The 18,393-nt window shown below is 58.2% G+C and carries 18 protein-coding genes; 15 read left to right on the forward strand and 3 right to left on the reverse strand.

The genetic code is table 11. The features are described from left to right. The first annotated feature begins 145 nt into the window (after positions 1-145). The gene (locus tag E8E95_RS00505; RefSeq protein WP_280347436.1) at positions 146-1,018 is read left to right on the forward strand and encodes a Wadjet anti-phage system protein JetD domain-containing protein; all 873 of its coding nucleotides are present in this window, start codon (positions 146-148) and stop codon (positions 1,016-1,018) included. A gap of 171 nt (positions 1,019-1,189) precedes the next feature. Here E8E95_RS00505 and E8E95_RS00510 read toward each other — a convergent pair whose 3' ends face one another. Beyond that, on the reverse strand, positions 1,190-2,401 hold the full coding sequence (locus E8E95_RS00510; protein ID WP_280347274.1) for a cytochrome P450: 1,212 nt from the start codon (positions 2,399-2,401) through the stop codon (positions 1,190-1,192). A 251-nt stretch (positions 2,402-2,652) separates the two neighbouring features. Between E8E95_RS00510 and E8E95_RS00515 the strand changes: the two genes are divergently transcribed. The 10 genes from E8E95_RS00515 (at position 2,653) to E8E95_RS00560 (ending at position 11,729) form a co-directional block, all read left to right on the forward strand. Further along, a complete protein-coding gene (locus E8E95_RS00515) occupies positions 2,653-3,801 on the forward strand; it encodes a GntR family transcriptional regulator (RefSeq protein ID WP_280347276.1) in 1,149 nt (382 codons plus the stop codon). Between the two features lie 287 nt (positions 3,802-4,088). Beyond that, a complete protein-coding gene (locus E8E95_RS00520; RefSeq protein ID WP_280347279.1) occupies positions 4,089-4,835 on the forward strand; it encodes an N-acyl homoserine lactonase family protein in 747 nt (248 codons plus the stop codon). 47 nt (positions 4,836-4,882) lie between these two features. Then, a complete protein-coding gene (locus tag E8E95_RS00525; protein ID WP_280347281.1) occupies positions 4,883-5,734 on the forward strand; it encodes an SDR family NAD(P)-dependent oxidoreductase in 852 nt (283 codons plus the stop codon). Next, the gene (locus tag E8E95_RS00530) at positions 5,731-6,714 is read left to right on the forward strand and encodes an aldo/keto reductase (RefSeq protein WP_280347283.1); all 984 of its coding nucleotides are present in this window, start codon (positions 5,731-5,733) and stop codon (positions 6,712-6,714) included. The genes E8E95_RS00525 and E8E95_RS00530 overlap by 4 nt, the downstream gene beginning before the upstream one ends. A 40-nt stretch (positions 6,715-6,754) precedes the next feature. Further along, positions 6,755-7,081 (forward strand): EthD domain-containing protein, encoded by a 327-nt coding sequence (locus tag E8E95_RS00535; protein WP_280347285.1) that lies wholly within the window; start codon positions 6,755-6,757, stop codon positions 7,079-7,081. 48 nt (positions 7,082-7,129) lie between these two features. Next, the gene (locus E8E95_RS00540) at positions 7,130-8,395 is read left to right on the forward strand and encodes an alpha/beta fold hydrolase (protein WP_280347287.1); all 1,266 of its coding nucleotides are present in this window, start codon (positions 7,130-7,132) and stop codon (positions 8,393-8,395) included. A gap of 4 nt (positions 8,396-8,399) precedes the next feature. Continuing rightward, the gene (locus E8E95_RS00545; protein WP_280347289.1) at positions 8,400-8,741 is read left to right on the forward strand and encodes an EthD domain-containing protein; all 342 of its coding nucleotides are present in this window, start codon (positions 8,400-8,402) and stop codon (positions 8,739-8,741) included. Between the two features lie 6 nt (positions 8,742-8,747). Further along, positions 8,748-9,965 (forward strand): cytochrome P450, encoded by a 1,218-nt coding sequence (locus tag E8E95_RS00550; protein WP_280347291.1) that lies wholly within the window; start codon positions 8,748-8,750, stop codon positions 9,963-9,965. Between the two features lie 5 nt (positions 9,966-9,970). Further along, positions 9,971-11,032, forward strand: a complete 1,062-nt coding sequence (locus tag E8E95_RS00555; protein ID WP_280347294.1) for a hypothetical protein — start codon at positions 9,971-9,973, stop codon at positions 11,030-11,032. A gap of 199 nt (positions 11,033-11,231) precedes the next feature. Continuing rightward, a complete protein-coding gene (locus E8E95_RS00560) occupies positions 11,232-11,729 on the forward strand; it encodes a MaoC family dehydratase (RefSeq protein ID WP_280347296.1) in 498 nt (165 codons plus the stop codon). Between the two features lie 390 nt (positions 11,730-12,119). Here the strand turns inward: E8E95_RS00560 and E8E95_RS00565 are convergent, their stop codons facing one another. Both E8E95_RS00565 and E8E95_RS00570 read right to left on the reverse strand, forming a co-directional pair. Further along, positions 12,120-13,118 (reverse strand): acyl-CoA dehydrogenase family protein, encoded by a 999-nt coding sequence (locus tag E8E95_RS00565; RefSeq protein ID WP_280347298.1) that lies wholly within the window; start codon positions 13,116-13,118, stop codon positions 12,120-12,122. A 2-nt stretch (positions 13,119-13,120) separates the two neighbouring features. Next, positions 13,121-14,275 (reverse strand): acyl-CoA dehydrogenase family protein, encoded by a 1,155-nt coding sequence (locus E8E95_RS00570; RefSeq protein ID WP_280347300.1) that lies wholly within the window; start codon positions 14,273-14,275, stop codon positions 13,121-13,123. A 294-nt stretch (positions 14,276-14,569) separates the two neighbouring features. Between E8E95_RS00570 and E8E95_RS00575 the strand changes: the two genes are divergently transcribed. The 4 genes from E8E95_RS00575 to E8E95_RS00590 all read left to right on the forward strand — a co-directional run bounded on the left by E8E95_RS00575 (position 14,570) and on the right by E8E95_RS00590 (position 18,386). Beyond that, positions 14,570-14,890 carry a 2Fe-2S iron-sulfur cluster-binding protein gene (locus E8E95_RS00575; RefSeq protein ID WP_280347302.1) on the forward strand — a complete coding sequence of 107 codons (321 nt, stop codon included), beginning with the start codon at positions 14,570-14,572 and terminating at the stop codon, positions 14,888-14,890. Positions 14,891-14,907: 17 nt separating this feature from the next. Further along, on the forward strand, positions 14,908-16,119 hold the full coding sequence (locus E8E95_RS00580; protein WP_280347304.1) for a CaiB/BaiF CoA-transferase family protein: 1,212 nt from the start codon (positions 14,908-14,910) through the stop codon (positions 16,117-16,119). 133 nt (positions 16,120-16,252) lie between these two features. Next, on the forward strand, positions 16,253-17,497 hold the full coding sequence (locus E8E95_RS00585; RefSeq protein ID WP_280347306.1) for a cytochrome P450: 1,245 nt from the start codon (positions 16,253-16,255) through the stop codon (positions 17,495-17,497). Positions 17,498-17,537: 40 nt separating this feature from the next. Next, a complete protein-coding gene (locus E8E95_RS00590) occupies positions 17,538-18,386 on the forward strand; it encodes an SDR family oxidoreductase (protein WP_280347308.1) in 849 nt (282 codons plus the stop codon). Positions 18,387-18,393: the final 7 nt, after the last annotated feature.

The following is an 18,393-nucleotide window of genomic DNA, read 5'->3' on the forward strand; positions in this document are numbered from 1 at the left end:
AGGCAAAACACTCCGCCCTACCCGGCTCATCGAGCGTATTGCATCCCGAACGGGCCTGGCACGCCTGGAGGTGAGGGACGCGCTGGCAGCACTCGCCAGCAGCGGGAAAGTGCGCGGTATCGCCCGGTCCGGAGAGCCATTGAAGATGGTCGCTTGGACGGGCGAGCCTGACGCCTTTGTAGATCCCGTAGCCCACCAGCTTGCGGAAGTGCTCAAGCACCACCAGGACCTCGCAGAAGTCCCCTCACTCGCCGCTCTGCTCGACCACGCGCACTTGTTCGACGGGCTCTCCGCTGATGACATGGCGAATGTTGTGCGGGGCCTCTTGCAATGCAGGCAAGATGGGGCACTCAATCAGGATCCCATTTTCACCTCGGCAGCCCACATTCTTGGATCAGCCAAGGCGCTTAAGAATCTGCGACGAGGCATGCGTAGCCTGGGCGAAACCGGTGGCGAGGAACTGGCCGGCGAACTCTACGTACTGACTGCAGGACCGTCCCAACCAAAGGCCGTCGTGCTGATCGAAAACATCAGGAGCTTTACCGCCTTCGCCCGCTCCCCGCATGCGCAGGAAGCGGTAGGCATCGCCGCCTATGGCTACGGTCTCACCATGGAGAACTTCGGTGCACGGCTTGCGGCCAATCACGTTGTCGCCTGTCCAGCGTATGGCGATGCAATCAACCTTAAATCGGCTATGGATCAGCTTCCGACTTTTTTCTGGGGGGACCTAGATCGTGAGGGGCTTCGGATCTTCGAGTCGCTGCGCGAACAAATCCCCGGCTTGGCCCTGAGCGCAGCTTACGAGGCCATGGAAAGCAGATGCTTCAACCCCATGCTTTGCCATCCCTACCACAGACTCTTCGAAAAGGACGGCCAGCGCTTCCCGCGCGGCTCTACCCCCGAAACCGCACACCTGGCGAAAAGATGTAGCAATCGCGCAGTAGATCAGGAAGCCCTTGGGTTCGATTTGGGAGCTGTTGACATCGTTGCGCCCTATCGCCTTCCGATCGGCCACTGATGGAGCCAGGCTCCTTTCTAACACTGACCGCCCCCTTATTCCGGTAGCTCGCTCGAACGCAATTTGAAGCCTGGCGACAGGTTTCAGGAGCAGCGGCGTGAAGTCGCGGCAACAGACCTCACACCACTTACCGTCACTGGAGCCAGGACTGAACGGTCACCTAATGTAGTCTCACTTGAGCACTCGCATCGGCACCTTTCTCAGGGCATTGATAAATACCCCGACGGAACGCTCCGGCTCGCCATCCAGCTCCAAACGAAGATTCCTCTTGTTCATCTCCTCCAGCAGAATTTGGCCCTCCAGTCTGGCCAGGTGGGCGCCCATGCACAGGTGCGGACCACCACCTCCAAAGCTGGCATGACCAATACGAGGCCGGGCAGCGTTGAAGAGGTGCGGGTTCTCGAAAACCGCCGGATCACGGTTAGCAGCACTGAACCACATGAGCACAAAGTCACCCGCCGAAATCTGCTTACCGTGTAGCTCGAAGTCCACCTTCGCAGTCCGTCCCATGTGCATCACCGGGCAGGTGTAACGGAGCAGCTCTTCTACCACGGGGCCCATTTGGCCGGGCAGCGTGGTTTCGACTTGTCGGCGAACGTTAGGATCGCGAGCCATGAGCACGAGGGACTGTGCGATCAGCGTATGCGTTGTTTCGTAACCGGCGATTATCAGCGAACTGACCATTTCCTTGTACTCGCCATCGGTAATCCCCATCCCGCCGCGTGACGCATGCGCCAGTTCGGTCGCCATGTCGGTACCGGGCTCTTTCAGTTTCCGATCCCGAAGAACGAACGCGTACTCCTCACACTCCTTCACTGCGGCGATCGACCTCTCCATACCAATCGAGGGGTCCAGGCGACCAAAGATGTCATTCGCCCACTTGATGATCAGCGGCCGTTCATGATCCGGCACCCCCATAACTTTGGCGATGACCTGGCCGGGCAGCTCTGACGCAATGGCTGGAATGATGTCGACCCGATCCTGCTGAAGCACGTCATCGACGATCTGTACGCACAGCTCACGAACCCAGCCCTCGAACTTGGCCACCACCGGAGCCGAGAACGCCTTGGCGGCGAAGGTGCGCAACCGCGTGTGGGTGGGCGGGTCGTTGAACATGATGTTGTCGCACTTGTGCTTCGCGTGATCACGAAGGTTGGGGTAGTGCATACCTTCGGCAGAAGTAAAGCGCTCAGTATCTGTGCCCACGGCACGGATGTCGGCGAAGCGAGTTAGAGACCACGCCGTTCCCCCCATCGGATTGGGTTGACCGTAAACAGGCTCTTCATTTCTCAGCAGGTCAAAGATCTCATGCGGCGGCCCATCCACAAAGGTTGCGGAATTCAGGAGGTCCACATCGAGGTGCGAGCGAGGATTCATTGTCATGGTTGTTCTCATCGGTTGCAGTCGATTCAGGGAGCGAAGCCCGCTAAAAATATAATACCTTTCAAATTTAAATGTAATACCCTTCGAGCGGTGACTGCTGCCTCTGGGGATCGACCCATCGCCCCTCCTCCCCTCATAATTGGCAGCCCCCATCCCCAAAGCGACGATGAACGAGACCGCACATGGCGAGCAGCCCTCTACTCAGCTACCTCGAACTCAGTGGTCGGACCCCTACCGAACCAGCAAGCAAAATGAAGCTGGCCGAGCGAATCGCCAGGGTCATTGAGGACCGGATCGTTGTCGAAGCTTGGCCTGTGGGCTTTTCCCTTGGACGCGAGGCTGACCTTGCAGCTGCGGCAGACGTGAGCCGCTGGAGTTTTCGTGAGGCGGTTGTACTGCTGGAGCAAATGGGGATGGTCGAGTCACGCCGCGGGCGTAACGGCGGTCTGTTTGTCGCCTCCACGCTTTTTGACGCAGTCCGTAACGGACTGAGCAACTATCTCGAGTTTCTGGGCTCAACGCCGTCCGAGATTCGCGCCGTACGGAAGGCCCTGGAAAGTGTGATGATCAACCAGGCCGCCGCGCGCATGGACGACGTCACCCGCATACGGCTTCATCGATCAGTCCAGGCCATCGGAGATCAATTCAGCTCGGAAATGCTTGCTGCCACAGCAGACGTCCGTCGTACGCTTTTGGATCTCGCGGGGAACTCTGCGCTAAGCCTGTTTGTTCATGCTATTGGCCAGGCGCTCATACACGCATCTTGGTACTCGTCCTTAGATGATGAAACCTTCCGAGGTCTAATGGGGGCAATGGCGCGCTCGACCAGGAAGACTGCAGAAGCATTGATCGACGGCAACTGGGAGCAAGCCCTGGCATGGGAAGACGAGTTCCTTGAACACTTCGAAGATGTGTTCCGACACTCTGCAGTGACAGGCGGCGTATCCAGCCGAGAGGGTGCAGTGGAACGCGCAGACCAACTCTTCCCTGCCGGCCGGCCGCCCAAGAAAGCGGAACAAATAGCTCGAAAGCTGCGCCAGCAGATTCTCGAAAGCGACTGGCCGATTGGCATGCTTTTGGGGTCGGAAGCGGAATTGATGGAGCGCTTCGACGTTGGACGTGCAGTCATTCGGGAGGCCATACGTTCACTTGAGCGCCTAGGGGTTGTAGAGATGGGTAGAGGGGGGGCAAGTGGCCTGAGAGTCGTTCGCCCAGATCCCGCCCAGATGATTCTGGCAAGCACCCGCTATTTACGGCGCACCGGACTTTCAGTGGAAGAGGCGGCCTGCGTGCGCACGGCCCTAGAATCCATTCCTCATACCAACAGCGACCATGCTCGGCGACACCTCGGAAGCAACCCCCTTGCCGAGACATTCGTGAAGATCCTGTCGGAACTGTAACGTCGAGATAGCTTCATCTCGCTTCGCTAGCATCCCCGCCCCTCCAGCCCGACCTGAAGCCTCCCTACTGGCTTCGGGCCTGCTGTTTTCTCGCCTCGCGAAATATCCGCTTACCGCTCTGCAGAGCCGTGCAGGGCGGACGCTATGCACCTGATCAGCAACAATTTTTCCGTTGCAGCGAGGCTTCGGCTGCTGCTGATTCGTCCCAATTTCGACCAATGTGCACGAGCTAGCTTGTGAACCTTCGCCAGACGTTAATATACTACTCTTCAAAAAGGAGGGTAGAAATGGTACGTCTGTTCGCATTCACCTGTGGCTGGTTCCAGGCGCCCATGGGGTTCTTTCTTGAAGGTGGCGAGAAAGAGGTGGTGAGGTCACCCGTTCCTGCCTACCTGATTGAGCACCCCAAAGGCCTGGCCTTGTTCGATACCGGCCTAGGCAGGCGATTCATGCGCGAAAAGGGGTTCCAGCTGGGGCCGGACCAGACGGGATATGAATTTGACGAGAGTGCGGACATTGCTGCGCGGCTTCGCGCGATGGAAATCGATCCGGCCCGCGTTAACTGGATCATCAATTCGCACTTTCATGCAGATCATTGCGGCGGTAACGCCTCCATCCCCAACGCCACCATTATTGTTCAGCGCCCGGAAATGTCTGCGGCTAGAAACTCAGAAGACAGCAATCTTTACAACCGAAAAGACTACGACACTGGTCACCCTGTACTTCAGATAAGTGGTGAGTACGACCTCTTCGACGATGGGACCGTGACCATCCTCCCCAGTTATGGGCACACCCCCGGCCACCAGTGCGCGCGAATCAAACTGCCTAAAGGCGACGTCGTTCTTACCGCGGACTGCTGCTACCTAAAGCGCTCCCTAGATGAGATGCGACTCCCCAGCCACGTCTATGACAAAGCACAAAGTCTAGAGACTTTGAGAAGGCTGAAGTCAATGCAAGAGAAAGGAGCGCGAATCTTCTATGGCCATGACGGCGAGTTCTGGAGCTCCGTCCCTCAAGGTATTTCAATTCTTTAGACCTGACCGCGTGTCGCCCATACGAACAACAACGGAGACGACCAGCAATGAATAACTTCAATAATACTGTCGCAGTGATAACCGGCGGAGCTAATGGCATAGGAAAGTCACTTGCTATCGCACTTTTGGAATCCGGTGCTTCGGTAGCGATTGCCGATGTGAACCTATCCCAAGCCACCGAGCTGGCTAGTAGCCTGGGTGAAAAAGCGCGCGCTTATCAGTGTGACGTCACCGAACGCTCGCAAGTCGAAGAACTCGCCAAGAATGTGCTCAAAGACTTCGGGAAAATCAATCACGTATTCGCGAACGCCGGAGTCGCCATCGCCGGATCGATTCTGAGTACAGCACCCGCTGAATTCGATTGGTTATTGGACGTAAACGTCCGAGGCGTATTTTCCACTATCCAAGTTTTTGTACCGATACTAATCAAGTCGGCTGAAGCAAACGAGGCTGCTCACTTCATTATCACCGGCTCCGAAAACTCGTTGGGCGTACCAAAAACGGGACCATGCAGCGCATACACCCTAACCAAGCACGCAAGCCTGGCCTTGGCCGACACATTGCGCCGAGATCTCTCTGAAACTGGAGTGAAAGTCTCGATTTTCTGCCCTGGAGTGGTCGATACCAAGCTCTATGACGCCCGACGTACACGCCAGGCGAGATACGGTGGCGAGTCCGCGATGCCCCAAGAATATGCCGCACGAGCGAGCGCAGCAATGGCGCAAGGCCAGAGTCCTGACGTCACCGCAGCCCTCTGCCTCGCCGGAATATTGAACGGTGAGTTCCTGATCATCACCGATCCCAAAATTCGTGATTTCTCGAGCAAAAGAAGCGCCGAGGTAATTAACGCCTTGGATACCGTGGACACCAGACTTGCTAACTGGGTGAGCAAACAATGAAGTACGTACGAATTGGAAAAACTGGACTCAAGGTTTCGAAACTCTGCCTGGGCTGCATGAGCTACGGAAAAGGTCAAACTCACTCAGATTGGACTCTGGATGAAGAGCACAGCCTTCCCTTTTTCAAAAGAGCCTTTGAACATGGCATCAATTTTTTTGATACCGCAGACGCCTATTCCGAGGGTGCGAGCGAAATCGTGCTCGGCAAAGCAATTAGGGAATACTCGCGCCGGGAAGAGGTAGTCATTGCCACCAAGTTTTTCGGTACCACCGGCCCCGGCCAGAACGAACGTGGCGCGTCCCGCAAGCATATTATGAACGCGGTTGATGCCAGCCTTAAAAGACTGGGAACGGACTACATCGACCTTTATCAGCTCCATCGATGGGATTATGAAACTCCCTTCGAAGAGACGGCAGAGGCGCTCAATGATTTGGTACGAGCAGGAAAAGTGCTCCACCTTGGAGCCTCGTCCATGCATACATGGCAGTTCGCAAAAGCGCTAGGTATCCAAGAGCGAAATGGCTTCACCAAGTTCTCGTCCATGCAGCCTCAGTACAATTTGGTGTATCGCGAAGAAGAACGCGAAATGCTACCGCTCTGCCTGGATCAAGGCATCGGTGTAATACCATGGTCGCCGTTGGCTCGCGGTTTTCTTGCAGGTAACCGTAACAAGGAAGGCAGCGGAAACACCGCTCGCGCCAAAAGCGATGCATTCGCCCGCCATCTTTATTTCCGAGAAGATGATTTCGAGGTTCAGCAGCGACTCAGCGAAATTGCAGCCGCGAAAGACCTTCCGCCGATGAAAGTAGCTCTGGCGTGGGTTGCGTCCCGTGCAGCCGTTACCTCACCCATTATCGGCGCAACGAAGCTCGAACAACTGGATCAGGCAGTGGAGTCCTTGGACGTGATTCTCAGTGACGAAGAAGTCAAAAAACTGGAAGAGCCTTACAAGCCCCACCCTGTTCTTGGCCATAACTAACGGCTTGTCCAAGACTTCACGTCTGCCGAGAGAGTAGAACATGCCAAAGATCATCATGCTGATCAAACGGAAGCCGGGCCTGACTCAGGCCGAGTTCAAAGAATACTACGAACGCGTGCATGCACCTCTTGCCCGAAGGGTCTTGGTGCACATGTCCGACTACACCCGAAACTACTTAGCCGCTTTTCCTGGCCAGCCCGAGCCGCCGTTCGACTGCATTACCGAACTGTGGTTTGAGGACCAGCAATCCTTGAAAGCCTCCCTCGAATTTGGACGCTCATCGGAAGGCGCGGTTCTGGCGGAGGATGAAGTTAACTTTGTGGACCGAGAACAGACCAAGGTCTTCTTAGCAACAGAAGCCAACTAATGACCTCCCACAACAACAAGTTTTATTTTTCATACTGCTGAGGCACACATGAAAATAAATAAAGATCACTTTATTTCGATTGCCCAATCGGATGCCGAGTTACGGTACAAGCTGCGTGAACTGACCGCGCTGATCCGTCTTGCCCTGGGTGAATTTACCTTCGAACTCTCCGTTGAAAATGGAGAGCTTTCCCTCGCTACCGCCGCAGGGGCGAAAGCCGATATCACTATCTCTGGCCCAGACAGCTTCTGGGAGCGCGCACTAGTGGCCCATCCAGAGGTTGGTTTTGAAAGCCTTTCGGTAGGACAGATGCACGGTGTGGTTGTCGAGGGGGATTTCGAGCAACTTCTTGCCCCTTACCAAGGGGCACTTCAACGCCTGTTCCTCGTCCTGCGCAAGGCCGTTGCCGATGCACTTCCACTTCCGACTGAAGAGTTGGAGCCGTACTGGGAAACAGATTGCGCAATCGGCCGATATGTCTTCGTCCAGAGCGGTGAAGCAAAAGCCCGCGTTTACTACGAAGAAGCTGGCCATGGCCCGATCACACTGGTGCTTCAACACACTGCCGGTGCCGATAGCCGCCAGTATCGCCACATGCTCGCGAACCCAGAATTGCAACGACGCTTTCGGATGATTGCTTGGGATTTGCCCTCTCATGGTAAGTCTTTGCCGCCCATCGGATCCCGCTGGTGGGAAGAAGCATACCGACCGACCAAGGTCGAACTACTCGACTGGAGCACCGCCATCGTCAAGGCCCTGCAGCTGGATAAGCCGATCTATCTTGGTTGCTCTGTGGGCGGGCAGCTCGCGCTGGACCTCGCAGCACACCATGCAGATCACTATCGGGCATTTGTTGCGCTGAATGGCTGGTATGAGATCCGCTCTCGCGGCCACTACAACAATGACCTCCATCGTAAGCCAACTACTTCAACGGACTTCTTCGCCTCGCGAATTCTGGCAGCAACCGCTCCAGGGGCGCCCGAGGCATCCGCCCAGGAAGTTTATTGGGTTTATCGTTCGAACTTCCCCGGGGTGTATGCGGGTGACAACGATTACTTCATGAATCAACACGATCTTCGTGAAGACGGCCACCTGATTGACACGACAAAGACCCCGGTACTCGTTGTCACCGGTGAATTTGACGGCAGTCAACTTTACCCTGAGAACGGCGGTGCTGCTGTCGCGCGACATATTCCTGGCGTAGAGCACATTGTACTTCCCGGACTTGGCCATTTTGCACCCTCGGACGATCCAGTTCGTTTCTGCGAAGCCATCATCCCAATACTTGATCGCCTCGCCCAACAAAGTGAATAAGGCTATGGTCAAGCTGATTCTTCTAGTGAAACGAAAGCAATCGTTAAGCTTCGAGGAGTTCAGGAGCTACTACGAGTCCAATCATGCACCACTTGCTGCTTCGACGCTCCCTTACCTCCGTAATTACTGCAGAAACTACCTGCAAGCCTTTCCAGGCCAAGATGAACCGGTTTACGACTGTGTTACGGAGTTTTGGTTCGATGATGCTGAGGGGCTCTCAGAAACGCTGAAGTTCGCCCACTCCTCCGAAGGCCAGTTTCTTGCTGTCGATGAGGATAAGTTTATGGATAGAAGTTCCATGAAGACCTACATCATCGACGAGTCCAAGACAAATCTTACAAGGTAACTAACAATGTCTAAAAAAGTTATTATTGATTTTGATCATCATACCCCTAGCTACCGCGACGACTGGGATAAAAAGGCCGAAGAACGCGCCACGCATTGTCCGGTGGCCTGGTCGGAAGCCCATGGCGGCTACTGGATCCTGAGCAAACACGAAGACGTCGCACATGCGGCCGCAAATCCGGACAGCTTTTCCTCCGCCCACAACTCTCCCGACAAGCCCTGGGCCAAGGGAATTCTGATTCCCGAGCTGCCCTACACCCTTGCCCTATCGGAGTCCGATCCGCCCATCCACCCGGCTCGTCGCATGATTGAAGCGCCCTACTTCGCCCCGGTTGCTGTGCGTCAGCTTGCTGAAGTGGCCAAACGCAACGTCGAAGAGGCACTGGATCGAGTGATTCATCTGGGTGAATTGGACTTCGCCTACGATTTCGCCATGCGTGTTGCAGCCAAGACGACGATGGAATTGGTGGGGATTGATCCTGAGCGCTGGGAAGAATTTATGCTCGCCGCCCACAAGTCTTCCATTCTGCCAACTGATCATCCGGACTACCCCATCAACGAGATCCGTAACGTCCAAATGAAAATGCGAGAGTTACTCGCTGAGCGGAAACAGAATCCGCGCAAGGACATCATCAGCGCACTTGCTACCAAAACTGCCATGGGTGAGCCTCTGACGGATGAAGTGCAAGTAGGCATGCTTTCCGCCGTTGTATTCGGCGGTTTCGGTACAGTGATGGCGGCAACCCTGAACGTGCTGCTCTGGTTAGAGGACAACCGCGAACTCTACTCGCAATTGCTTGCCGACGATGCGCTGCTTGATCGTGTAGTCGAAGAAACTCTGCGTCTAAACCCGCCGAACCATGGCACAGCCCGCACCGTGGCCCACGACATGGAGCTCCATGGCCAACTATTGAAGAAAGGCGACCGTATTCTCCTGTCGTGGGCGGCAGCCAACCGTGACCCTGCGGTGTTCGAGTGCCCTGCCGAGGTGAGGCTTGATCGACCCAATGGCAAAGACCACTTCTCCTTCGGTGGCGGCGAGCATCGTTGCCTGGGAGCCCCCTTGGCCAGGGTAGAGATTCGACTGATGGTTCGGGCGGTCATCAACCGCATGCCGGATTACAAAATTGACCGGGATCGGTTGCGTTACTACCCCTCCTTTGCCAATACGGCCGGGGTATCCAGCATGCCAGCCACTTTCACACCCACTTCGCGCGAGAGTTGATTGAAATGACAGGTTTCGGCGCAGTAGAACGCACTGACCTCTCCGACAACATTTCCCGCATTCGCGCATCACGAGATCGGGGTGTGCGCTGGATCCTTGACCGTGTCGACTCCTCGGGAAAACCTGTAGGAGCTGACGAACGCAACGGATGGGCGCGGGTACCATGGGCTCTCGCTGTTTCTGGCGAGGCCAGTGCCGCAGCTCAGGTAGTGGCCTGGGCCGAGAGGACACAGCTCACTCTGGACGGAAGCTTCGCTCCCGGCCCCGCATTGGGCACGGGACGATTCCTGGCCTACCCCCTCGCTCACTTCGCGATTGGGGCTTGGTTCACCGAGCGATTTGATGTCGCCACTGCTGTGATGGGGGCCTTGCGCCAAATCCAGGACCCCAACACAGGTGGGTTCCCTATTGCACCGCCCCAGGATAGGAGTACGGATTTCTATGACCTGCTTTCCACCGCCCAGGTGGGCCAAGCTGCGGTCATTACGGGCCAGGACGACATCGCCGACGGTGTGTATCGGTGGGTCACCGATCTCCTTGAGCTGCAACCAGCCAATGCAGGGAATCGCCTTTACACCTTCCGTCACGGGCGCAAACTTCTGGAGCAACCATCCAAGGAACTGGAATGGTTGGCAATCACCGACTTCAATCGGGCGCGTCAGACGTATTACACGCCAGGCATGGCAGCCGTCTTCCTTTCAGCCTATGCACAGCGAAACGGCCTAAAGCAGCCGCTTAACCTGGCATCTGACCTGCTAGCGAAGAATCTTTCTGGAACCCCAGAGCAGTTTAACGACCTGGGTTCGGTGCAGCTCTGTAAGTTTGGCTGGGGCGCCGCAGCACTGGCCGCGGTGGATATCAGACGCGATTGGACTGCGCACCTCACTCGAATGGTCAATTGGTTCGAGGCTCGGCAAGCCGCGGATGGGTCCTGGGCTCCCTCGTCCTTCCTGCAACCGTCACCCACTGACATCGATCGGCTGATCAAGACCGCCGAGCATGTCATGGAGGTCAATGCCATTCTGGGAGCACTGGGAGCGGCCGGCGCCACTCGGGCCGGACGCTGACTTGGAGTGAATAGCTCGCAGCAGTCGCGACGACTGGCTCGTAGCGATTGCTGTGAGGGCTTGACGGAGAAAGGCGAACAGCTCCGCTGTTCGTCGGTGCTTCTGGGTCACGTAATGTCTCGACGGAGGAGCGCACCCCTCGACACGACATCGTTACCTAGGCCTATACATCCCCCCCACTGAGATGGAGCAATAAACCATGGCAGGCGATCCTCGCCCAGCGGCAGAACGCAAGATCATCACTTTTGACGAACTGCGCACGCTGCAGGGCCAATTGCGGGGCACATCCGACTGGATCACCGTGGACCAGGCCAAGCTCGACGATTTCGCCCAAGTCACGGGGGATGATGCGTTCATTCACACAGACCCCATTCGGGCCTCCCATACACGATTCGGCGGAACTATCGCCCATGGATTGTTCGTCTTGTCGTTGCTTCCACTGATGATGCGCACAGCGATGCCTGCAATCACTGACAAGAAGATGGCCGTCAACTATGGCTACGATCGCGTCCGTTTTACGGGCACAGTGCCGGTGAATAGCCGCGTACGTGGCAGGTTCTCCTTCGAGGGGATTACCGAGCGCGCTCCAGGATTCCATTTGCTCAGCTACGAGGTAACCGTCGAGGTCGAAGGACGCGACGGCCCTGCCCTAGTGGCCAACTGGCTGCTCGGACTCTGGGTGGCCACCGGCGCCTGAACTCGGACGAGCTTGCTGCTTGCTAACGTCGCCGCTATCGGTTCATCCCGGTTGCCAAGGCCGGATTGCACGCTCCCACCTTCTGGACGAAGAGCAGTCCGGGCGCACAACACGCGATGCCTGGCGAAGATGCCTGGAGGGGGGTGTCCCGCGCAGCGAAGCCTCGTTCGCCACCCAATGAGATAAGGATCATCAACGACCAGGCCAGCAGGAAATGGCAGGCCACTCGGAATCGGGAATAGCGGCCAGGAGTAAAAGATACGTTGCTTACCCGCCTCAGCGCGATGGGCGCGAGGACGGGGCGCGGCTCCAACGAATGACGAGGGCTGACGACGATGTCTGCCCTCTCATCCGGCGAGCATCCCTGGCTCGTCATAGTCATCAGCTCAGTCAGAGTGCATCCGCTTCACGCGCCCAACGCGGTAGCGGAAGCCCGATGTCGTGGTGCCAGAGAACGCGAACTGCATCGCGGCGGGCCGGATTAAGCATCGCCCGCGCCAGATCTGCCAACTCCTTGCCGGGGCGATGACCACGATTAGCCCAGCTACGCAGCCGACGGCTATAGAGTTGCACGTCGTACTCCATGGAGAAGCCGTTGCCACCGAAGACCTGATGGACAGTGGTGGCCACCAGTCGAGCAGCGTCTATTGCCTTGGCCCGCGCCATAATGGCGAACTCTGCCGATGGTGCGCCGTCACCTCCAACATCGGGCCCCGAGGTAAAGGCTGCCTTGCGTACCAGCAGCTCGGCGGAGTCCAGTAGCACTGCGGCATTGGCCAGCCGATTCGCCACCCCTTGGTAACTCCCGATGATCTTGCCGAACTGTTCGCGTTCACGGGCGTATCCCAACCCGTACTGCAGGAGCGCCTGCCCAGCGCCCGTCATCCGAGCGGCGTCGATGAGTGCCGCATAGCGACTGATTCGATCCGCCTGCTGGCTATCACCCAGCTTCTCGCCCGCCGATCGTCCAGCTTGATGCTCAACCAGGATGTCGCCAGCACTGGTGCGTCTGGGCTCACCGACAATTTCCTCGATATAGACCCCATCCTGGCGCTTGACTGCAACCCGCCCGATGGACGCAGGTACCGGTCCATCGAACCCGACGGATACACCGGCAATACCGGTAACCGCGAGCACGGGAATAGTCTCGACATAGTCAGTCGGCGCTAGTGCCCGACCCAGCTCATAGGCGATTCGGGCAAAGAGCTCGGGCTCGGCCTGCAAATCATCTAGCCCGAAGGCGGTCAGCTCCTCGGACAGGCCCGGCGAAAGCCCGGTTTCTGTAGCCTCCGCGTGACGAATCTGCTCGGAACTGCACTGTTTGGCGAGAACCTTGCGCAGGGTATCGCCAATCTCCTCGACTTCGTCGCTCCAACGTTCATCCAACATGCTCAGTTACTCCTCGGCAGATCGAGTTGGCGATTGGCGATGATGTTGCGCTGTACTTCACTGGTACCGCCGATGACGGTCAGGACCGTTGCCACGCGCAGTTGCTGCTCAAGATCTGCAGCGAGCACGTCATCTCCTTCCGGATAGAGCGTTTGATGGCCGAGCAGCTCGCTGGCCCACTCGATGAAGCGCTGGGCGAGCTCGGAGCCGTGCACCTTGCTCATCGGACCGGTACCGGACGTGTCCTCACCTCGAGCGGCGGAGAGGCCGACGCGCAGATAGAGAAGCCGATCGGCTTCCAGGTCCATGATGAATCGGCCAAGCGTTGTGAGATCACTTTCACTCAACTCATCGGCCTTCTCTGATAGGCGATGGATGAGTCGAGCGCACAGCAGGCGAGTTTCGGTACCGCCGAAACTCATGGCACGCTCTTCATCCAGGTTACCGGTGATCACGCGCCATCCCTGGTGCTCGTCACCAACCAGATTGGCGACGGGCACTCGGACATCGTCGTAGAACACCGCATTCACCCGCCAGCCGCCCATTACCCAGACCGGCTGGATGGTCACCCCAGGCGATTTAAGGTCGACCAACAGAAGAGACAGGCCACGGTGTCGAGTCTGCTCGGGATCAGTGCGTACCAGCAGGCTGCACCAAGTGGAAACATGGGCAGACGAGGTCCAGAGCTTCGCCCCGTTCACCACGTAGTGGTCGCCATCGCGCACGGCGCGGGTTTTCAGCGACAGCAGGTCACTACCCGCACCCGGCTCAGAAAGCCCCTGGCAATAGGTCCAGCTGCCGTCGACCACATGAGGCAAGTGCTCAGCGATCTGCTCTGGGGAACCACTACGCAGCAGCATGCCGCCGCCGCGCTGGTTCGTAGTCAAGCCGTACCCGGGGAAGCCCTGGCACTCCAGCTCCTCAGCCATCAGAAATTGCTGATCGACCCGGGCTTCCTGTCCATAGGGCTTGGGCCAAGTGAGTCCAATCAGCCCACGCGCCGCCAATTGGCGCTGGAAGGTCATCGAGTAACGCTCGATTGCCAAGCCCTCGATTTCTTCCCGCAGCGCTTTCATTTCCGGCCAGCCATAACTGTCAGCCAGCTCCCGCATCTGGTCGCGGTAGCGGTTCTCCTCGTCGCCAGGATAGAAATTCATGGCCCCTCCAGTATGTAGATAACGTCGTTAACCTAGTTAGTATAGATGTGTGCATGCACACCTGCCTAGGCCTACGCACCTAAGAAATGAAAGCACCTAGATAGACGCATTCGCATCGGACTGCCCAGTGAACCAGGAGTACTGTGACGACGAGTTGACAAACTTAGGTATATAAGTTGACTATTATCCACACAAGCCTCAGGGACAGCACAGCCCCGAGGCCAATCCCGTAGAAGACCTTGGCGCCCCGTTCGTGGCGCCAGGCCCCAACAAAAACTCGAGGAGCAGGCAGCAATGGCCCGAATTACCTTCATTGAACACACCGGCAAGAGCATCGAAGTCGATGCAAAGAATGGCGACTCGCTGATGAAGGCCGCGCTGGCCAGCGGCGTCGAAGGCCTGACCGCTGAGTGTGGTGGCTGCCTGAGTTGCGCCACCTGCCACTGCTATGTAGATGAAGAATGGACCAATCGACTTCCATCTCCGTCCGATGAAGAGCTGGTCATGGTCGAGTGCGCCGTCGATGCTCGCCCTAACAGCCGCCTGTCTTGCCAGGTCGTGGTTTCCGAAGACATGGACGGCCTGGTGATTCACATCCCGGCATCCCAGTACTGATTAGCTAGGAGTTGATGATGTCCAAATCACTCGCAGGCTTGCGCGTACTGGAAATGGGGCGGATCGTTTCTGCTCCCTGGTGCGGCCAGACCCTGGGCGACTTGGGCGCCGACGTGATCAAGGTGGAGCGTCCCGGCGTCGGCGACGACATGCGTAGCTATGGCCCTTCCTATGCCGTGGATGCGAACGGTCAGCAGACCCCCGAGTCCGGTCACTACTTGTGCTCCAACCGCAACAAGCGGTCGGTCACCGTGGATATCACCACGCCGGAAGGTCAGGAGATCATCCGCAACCTGGCAGCCGAGTCCGACGTGCTGATCGAGAACTACAAGGTCGGCGACCTTGCGCGCTACGGTCTGGACTACGACAGCCTGGTGAAGATCAATCCGCAACTCATCTACTGCTCGATCACAGGCTTCGGCCAGAGCGGCCCCTACGCCAAACGCCCCGGCTATGACGCCGCGTTCCAGGGGATGAGCGGCATGATGGCGGTTACCGGCGAGCCGGACGGCGGCCCGCAGCGGGTCGGGGTATTCATCATCGATGAAATGACCGGGCTCTATGCCACCGTCGCCATCCTCGCCGCCCTGCGCCACCGCGATGCCGGTGGTGGCGGCCAATACATCGATCTGGCGCTGCTCGATGTCGGCATCGCGGCGATGGCGCCCCGCACCATCGAGTGGACCCTGGAGGGCAAGATCCCCGAACGCCTCGGGACCAAGTCGCCCGGCTCGTGCCCAGCGCAGGTGTTCGAGTGCGCCGACGGCTACCTGAACATCCAGGCCGGCGCCGAAGTGCACTACCGCAAACTGTGCGACGCCCTTGGCCTGGAAGAGCTGAAGGAAGATCCGCGCTTTGCCGTGCGCAAGGACCGAGTCATTCACCAGGATCTGTTGGTGTCAATCCTCGAAGAGAAGATCAAGCAGCGCGGTACCCGGGAACTGTTCGACGAGCTGGTCGCCAGAGGCGTGGTGGTCGCACCGATCTACCGTGCCAACGAGGTGGTCGAGGATCCGCAGGTGCAACACCGAGAACTGTTCTTCGAGGTGCCCCACCCCACCGTCGGCAAGGTACCTCTCGTGAAGAGCCCGATGAGACTGTCGAAGACGCCGGTCGATTCTTTCACTGCTCCGCCGACCATCGGCCAGCATACGCAGCAGGTGCTTGGCCAGGTGCTCGGCTACAGCGACGAACAGATCCAGGCGCTGTCGGCCAAAGGCGCGATCTGATCCAGACCATGCGGCAGCCCTGCCTGGCTGCCGCTCTCATTCTTCCGTAGAGCGCGCGGTTTCGCCCACGAGAGACCCCATACAAAAACGGGATAACCCCCCTACTACAACAATTACCAACCGAGGTATCCAGATGACTTCAGCCTCCCCTGAAAAACCGCTGTACAGGACGTACCCAGAGCTGACCGACCCGCCAGCGCATGTACCGCCGGAGCTGGTCTATGACGTGGACATCTTCAATCTGCCAGGCGCGAAGGAAAGCCCCCACGCCGCATGGAAAAAAATCCAGCAGGAGAAGCCACGCATCTTCTGGACACCCCGTCACGGCGGGTACTGGATGGTCACCCGCGGCGAGGACATCTTGGCGGTGCAGAATGACGCCGTCAGTTTCTCGATGCGCGCGGCCCTGGTACCGAACAACCCCCGCCCGTTCCCCGCGCCGCCGATGGAAAAGGACCCGCCTGAGCATGCAAAGTGGCGCATCCTGATTTCCCCGGCCTTCTCGCCGAAGGTAGTACAGGCCGCCGAGGACATGGTGCGCAAGTTCGCCGTCGATCTCATCGAGGGCTTCAAGGACAAGGGCGAGTGCGAGTTCGTCTCGGAGTTCACCTCGGTCCTGCCGATCGTGGTGTTCCTGACCATGATGGATCTTCCGCTGGAAGACCGGGAACGCCTCCTGCCGCCCGCCAGTGAGATCGCACGCTCGCCGGATCCCACAAAAATCCATCATGCACGCATGGCACTGAAGAGCTATATCGAGGATGCTGTCTCCGAGCGCGAGAAGAACCCGCGCGACGACCTGATCACCAAGATCCTCAACTCGAAGGTGGATGGCGAGCAGATCCCCCACGACGTAGCTGTCGGCATGCTCACACTGCTGCTGTCCGGCGGGCTGGACACAGTGAAGAACCTGATGGGCTTCTGCTGCCTGTCGCTGGCACAGGACCCCGAGCTCCAGCGCCGCCTGCGCGAGGATCCATCGATCATCCCCCACGCGGCAGAAGAGCTGATCCGCCGTCACGGCGTCTCGCTGACCGCTCGGCTGGTGACTCGAGACATGGACTTCCTCGGCGTGCAACTCAAAGAAGGCGACCAGATCCAGCAGTTCAGCTATCTCTACGGCCTGGACGATGCGACCGTACCCAACCCGATGAAGATCGACTTCGACCGACCGGCACCGATCCCCCACGCTACGTTCGGCAATGGTCCGCACCGCTGCCCCGGCTCGATCCTCGCCAAGAAGGAGATGCTCGTCTGGTTGGAAGAGTGGTTCAAGCGCATGCCCGAGTTCCGGGTTAAACCCGGTACCGTGCCGCAGCAGAACTCGAGCATGGTACTGGTGCTCTCGGAACTGTGGCTGTCGTGGGAACCAGTCTGAGGCAAGCATCAAAATTGCGACGTCTGAAGGCAGTGTGTAGATGAATAACCATCTGCAAGGAAGAGTGGCATTCGTCACTGGCGGTAGCAAGGGCATCGGACGCGCCATCAGCCTGGGCCTGGCACGCGCCGGAGCTCGCGTCGCGCTGACGGGACGAAGCGAAGAGGACGGGCCAGGTACCGCGCGGGAAACCGCGCGGCAGATCGAGCAGGAGGGCGGCACGGCGCTTGCCCTCAGCTGCGACGTCCGCGACGCCCTGGCCGTGGAGGCCGCGATCGACCAAGCGGCCAGGACGTTCGGCCGGCTCGATATTCTGATGAACAACGCGGGCCTCTATTTCCCCGGTTTCGACGCGACCGACATAGAGCTCGACCGTTGGCGCGAAACAATCGACACCCACATCAACGGCAGCTTCCTCTGCGCGCGATTCGCCGCGCGACACATGGCCGCGAGCGGTGGCGGAAGCATCATCAATATGTCGTCGACTGGCGGCGACGCGGGCTACGACTCGATGGGCAATGTGGCGTACGCCGTAGCAAAGGCTGGCATCGAGCAGTTCACACGTGGTCTTGCGAAAGAGCTGCTCGTGTCGAACATAGCGGTCAACGCAATCCGCCCCATGGCGCTGCTCTCGGACGGCAGCCGCCAGAACGCCGATTGGCTGACCCGCTATCGGGCGCGGTCCGGCGCGAAGGAAGTGCGCCAAGGATTGCCAGACGAGGAGCGCATGCAACAGTTTGCCGCCTCCTCGACGATAGTGCCCGCAATCGTCCACCTGGCCCAGTGCCGGTCGGAATTCACCGGCAACGTGGTCCGCAGAACCGACTTCGGAGGTGATCGCTTCCAGGCTCTTGTGTGGCGCGGCCGGGCCGGCTCGGAACTCAACTGAAGGAGAA

It is taken from the genome of Pseudomonas sp. BN414, from assembly GCF_029871275.1.
Taxonomy (GTDB): Bacteria; Pseudomonadota; Gammaproteobacteria; order Pseudomonadales; family Pseudomonadaceae; genus Metapseudomonas; species Metapseudomonas resinovorans_C.

Coding starts and splice junctions, on each gene's coding strand:
- E8E95_RS00505 (WP_280347436.1), top strand. CDS start 146: ATGGTCGCTTGGACGGGCGAGCCTGACGCCTTTGTAGATCCCGTAGCC.
- E8E95_RS00510 (WP_280347274.1), bottom strand. CDS start 2,401: ATGACAATGAATCCTCGCTCGCACCTCGATGTGGACCTCCTGAATTCC.
- E8E95_RS00515 (WP_280347276.1), top strand. CDS start 2,653: ATGAAGCTGGCCGAGCGAATCGCCAGGGTCATTGAGGACCGGATCGTT.
- E8E95_RS00520 (WP_280347279.1), top strand. CDS start 4,089: ATGGTACGTCTGTTCGCATTCACCTGTGGCTGGTTCCAGGCGCCCATG.
- E8E95_RS00525 (WP_280347281.1), top strand. CDS start 4,883: ATGAATAACTTCAATAATACTGTCGCAGTGATAACCGGCGGAGCTAAT.
- E8E95_RS00530 (WP_280347283.1), top strand. CDS start 5,731: ATGAAGTACGTACGAATTGGAAAAACTGGACTCAAGGTTTCGAAACTC.
- E8E95_RS00535 (WP_280347285.1), top strand. CDS start 6,755: ATGCCAAAGATCATCATGCTGATCAAACGGAAGCCGGGCCTGACTCAG.
- E8E95_RS00540 (WP_280347287.1), top strand. CDS start 7,130: ATGAAAATAAATAAAGATCACTTTATTTCGATTGCCCAATCGGATGCC.
- E8E95_RS00545 (WP_280347289.1), top strand. CDS start 8,400: ATGGTCAAGCTGATTCTTCTAGTGAAACGAAAGCAATCGTTAAGCTTC.
- E8E95_RS00550 (WP_280347291.1), top strand. CDS start 8,748: ATGTCTAAAAAAGTTATTATTGATTTTGATCATCATACCCCTAGCTAC.
- E8E95_RS00555 (WP_280347294.1), top strand. CDS start 9,971: ATGACAGGTTTCGGCGCAGTAGAACGCACTGACCTCTCCGACAACATT.
- E8E95_RS00560 (WP_280347296.1), top strand. CDS start 11,232: ATGGCAGGCGATCCTCGCCCAGCGGCAGAACGCAAGATCATCACTTTT.
- E8E95_RS00565 (WP_280347298.1), bottom strand. CDS start 13,118: ATGTTGGATGAACGTTGGAGCGACGAAGTCGAGGAGATTGGCGATACC.
- E8E95_RS00570 (WP_280347300.1), bottom strand. CDS start 14,275: ATGAATTTCTATCCTGGCGACGAGGAGAACCGCTACCGCGACCAGATG.
- E8E95_RS00575 (WP_280347302.1), top strand. CDS start 14,570: ATGGCCCGAATTACCTTCATTGAACACACCGGCAAGAGCATCGAAGTC.
- E8E95_RS00580 (WP_280347304.1), top strand. CDS start 14,908: ATGTCCAAATCACTCGCAGGCTTGCGCGTACTGGAAATGGGGCGGATC.
- E8E95_RS00585 (WP_280347306.1), top strand. CDS start 16,253: ATGACTTCAGCCTCCCCTGAAAAACCGCTGTACAGGACGTACCCAGAG.
- E8E95_RS00590 (WP_280347308.1), top strand. CDS start 17,538: ATGAATAACCATCTGCAAGGAAGAGTGGCATTCGTCACTGGCGGTAGC.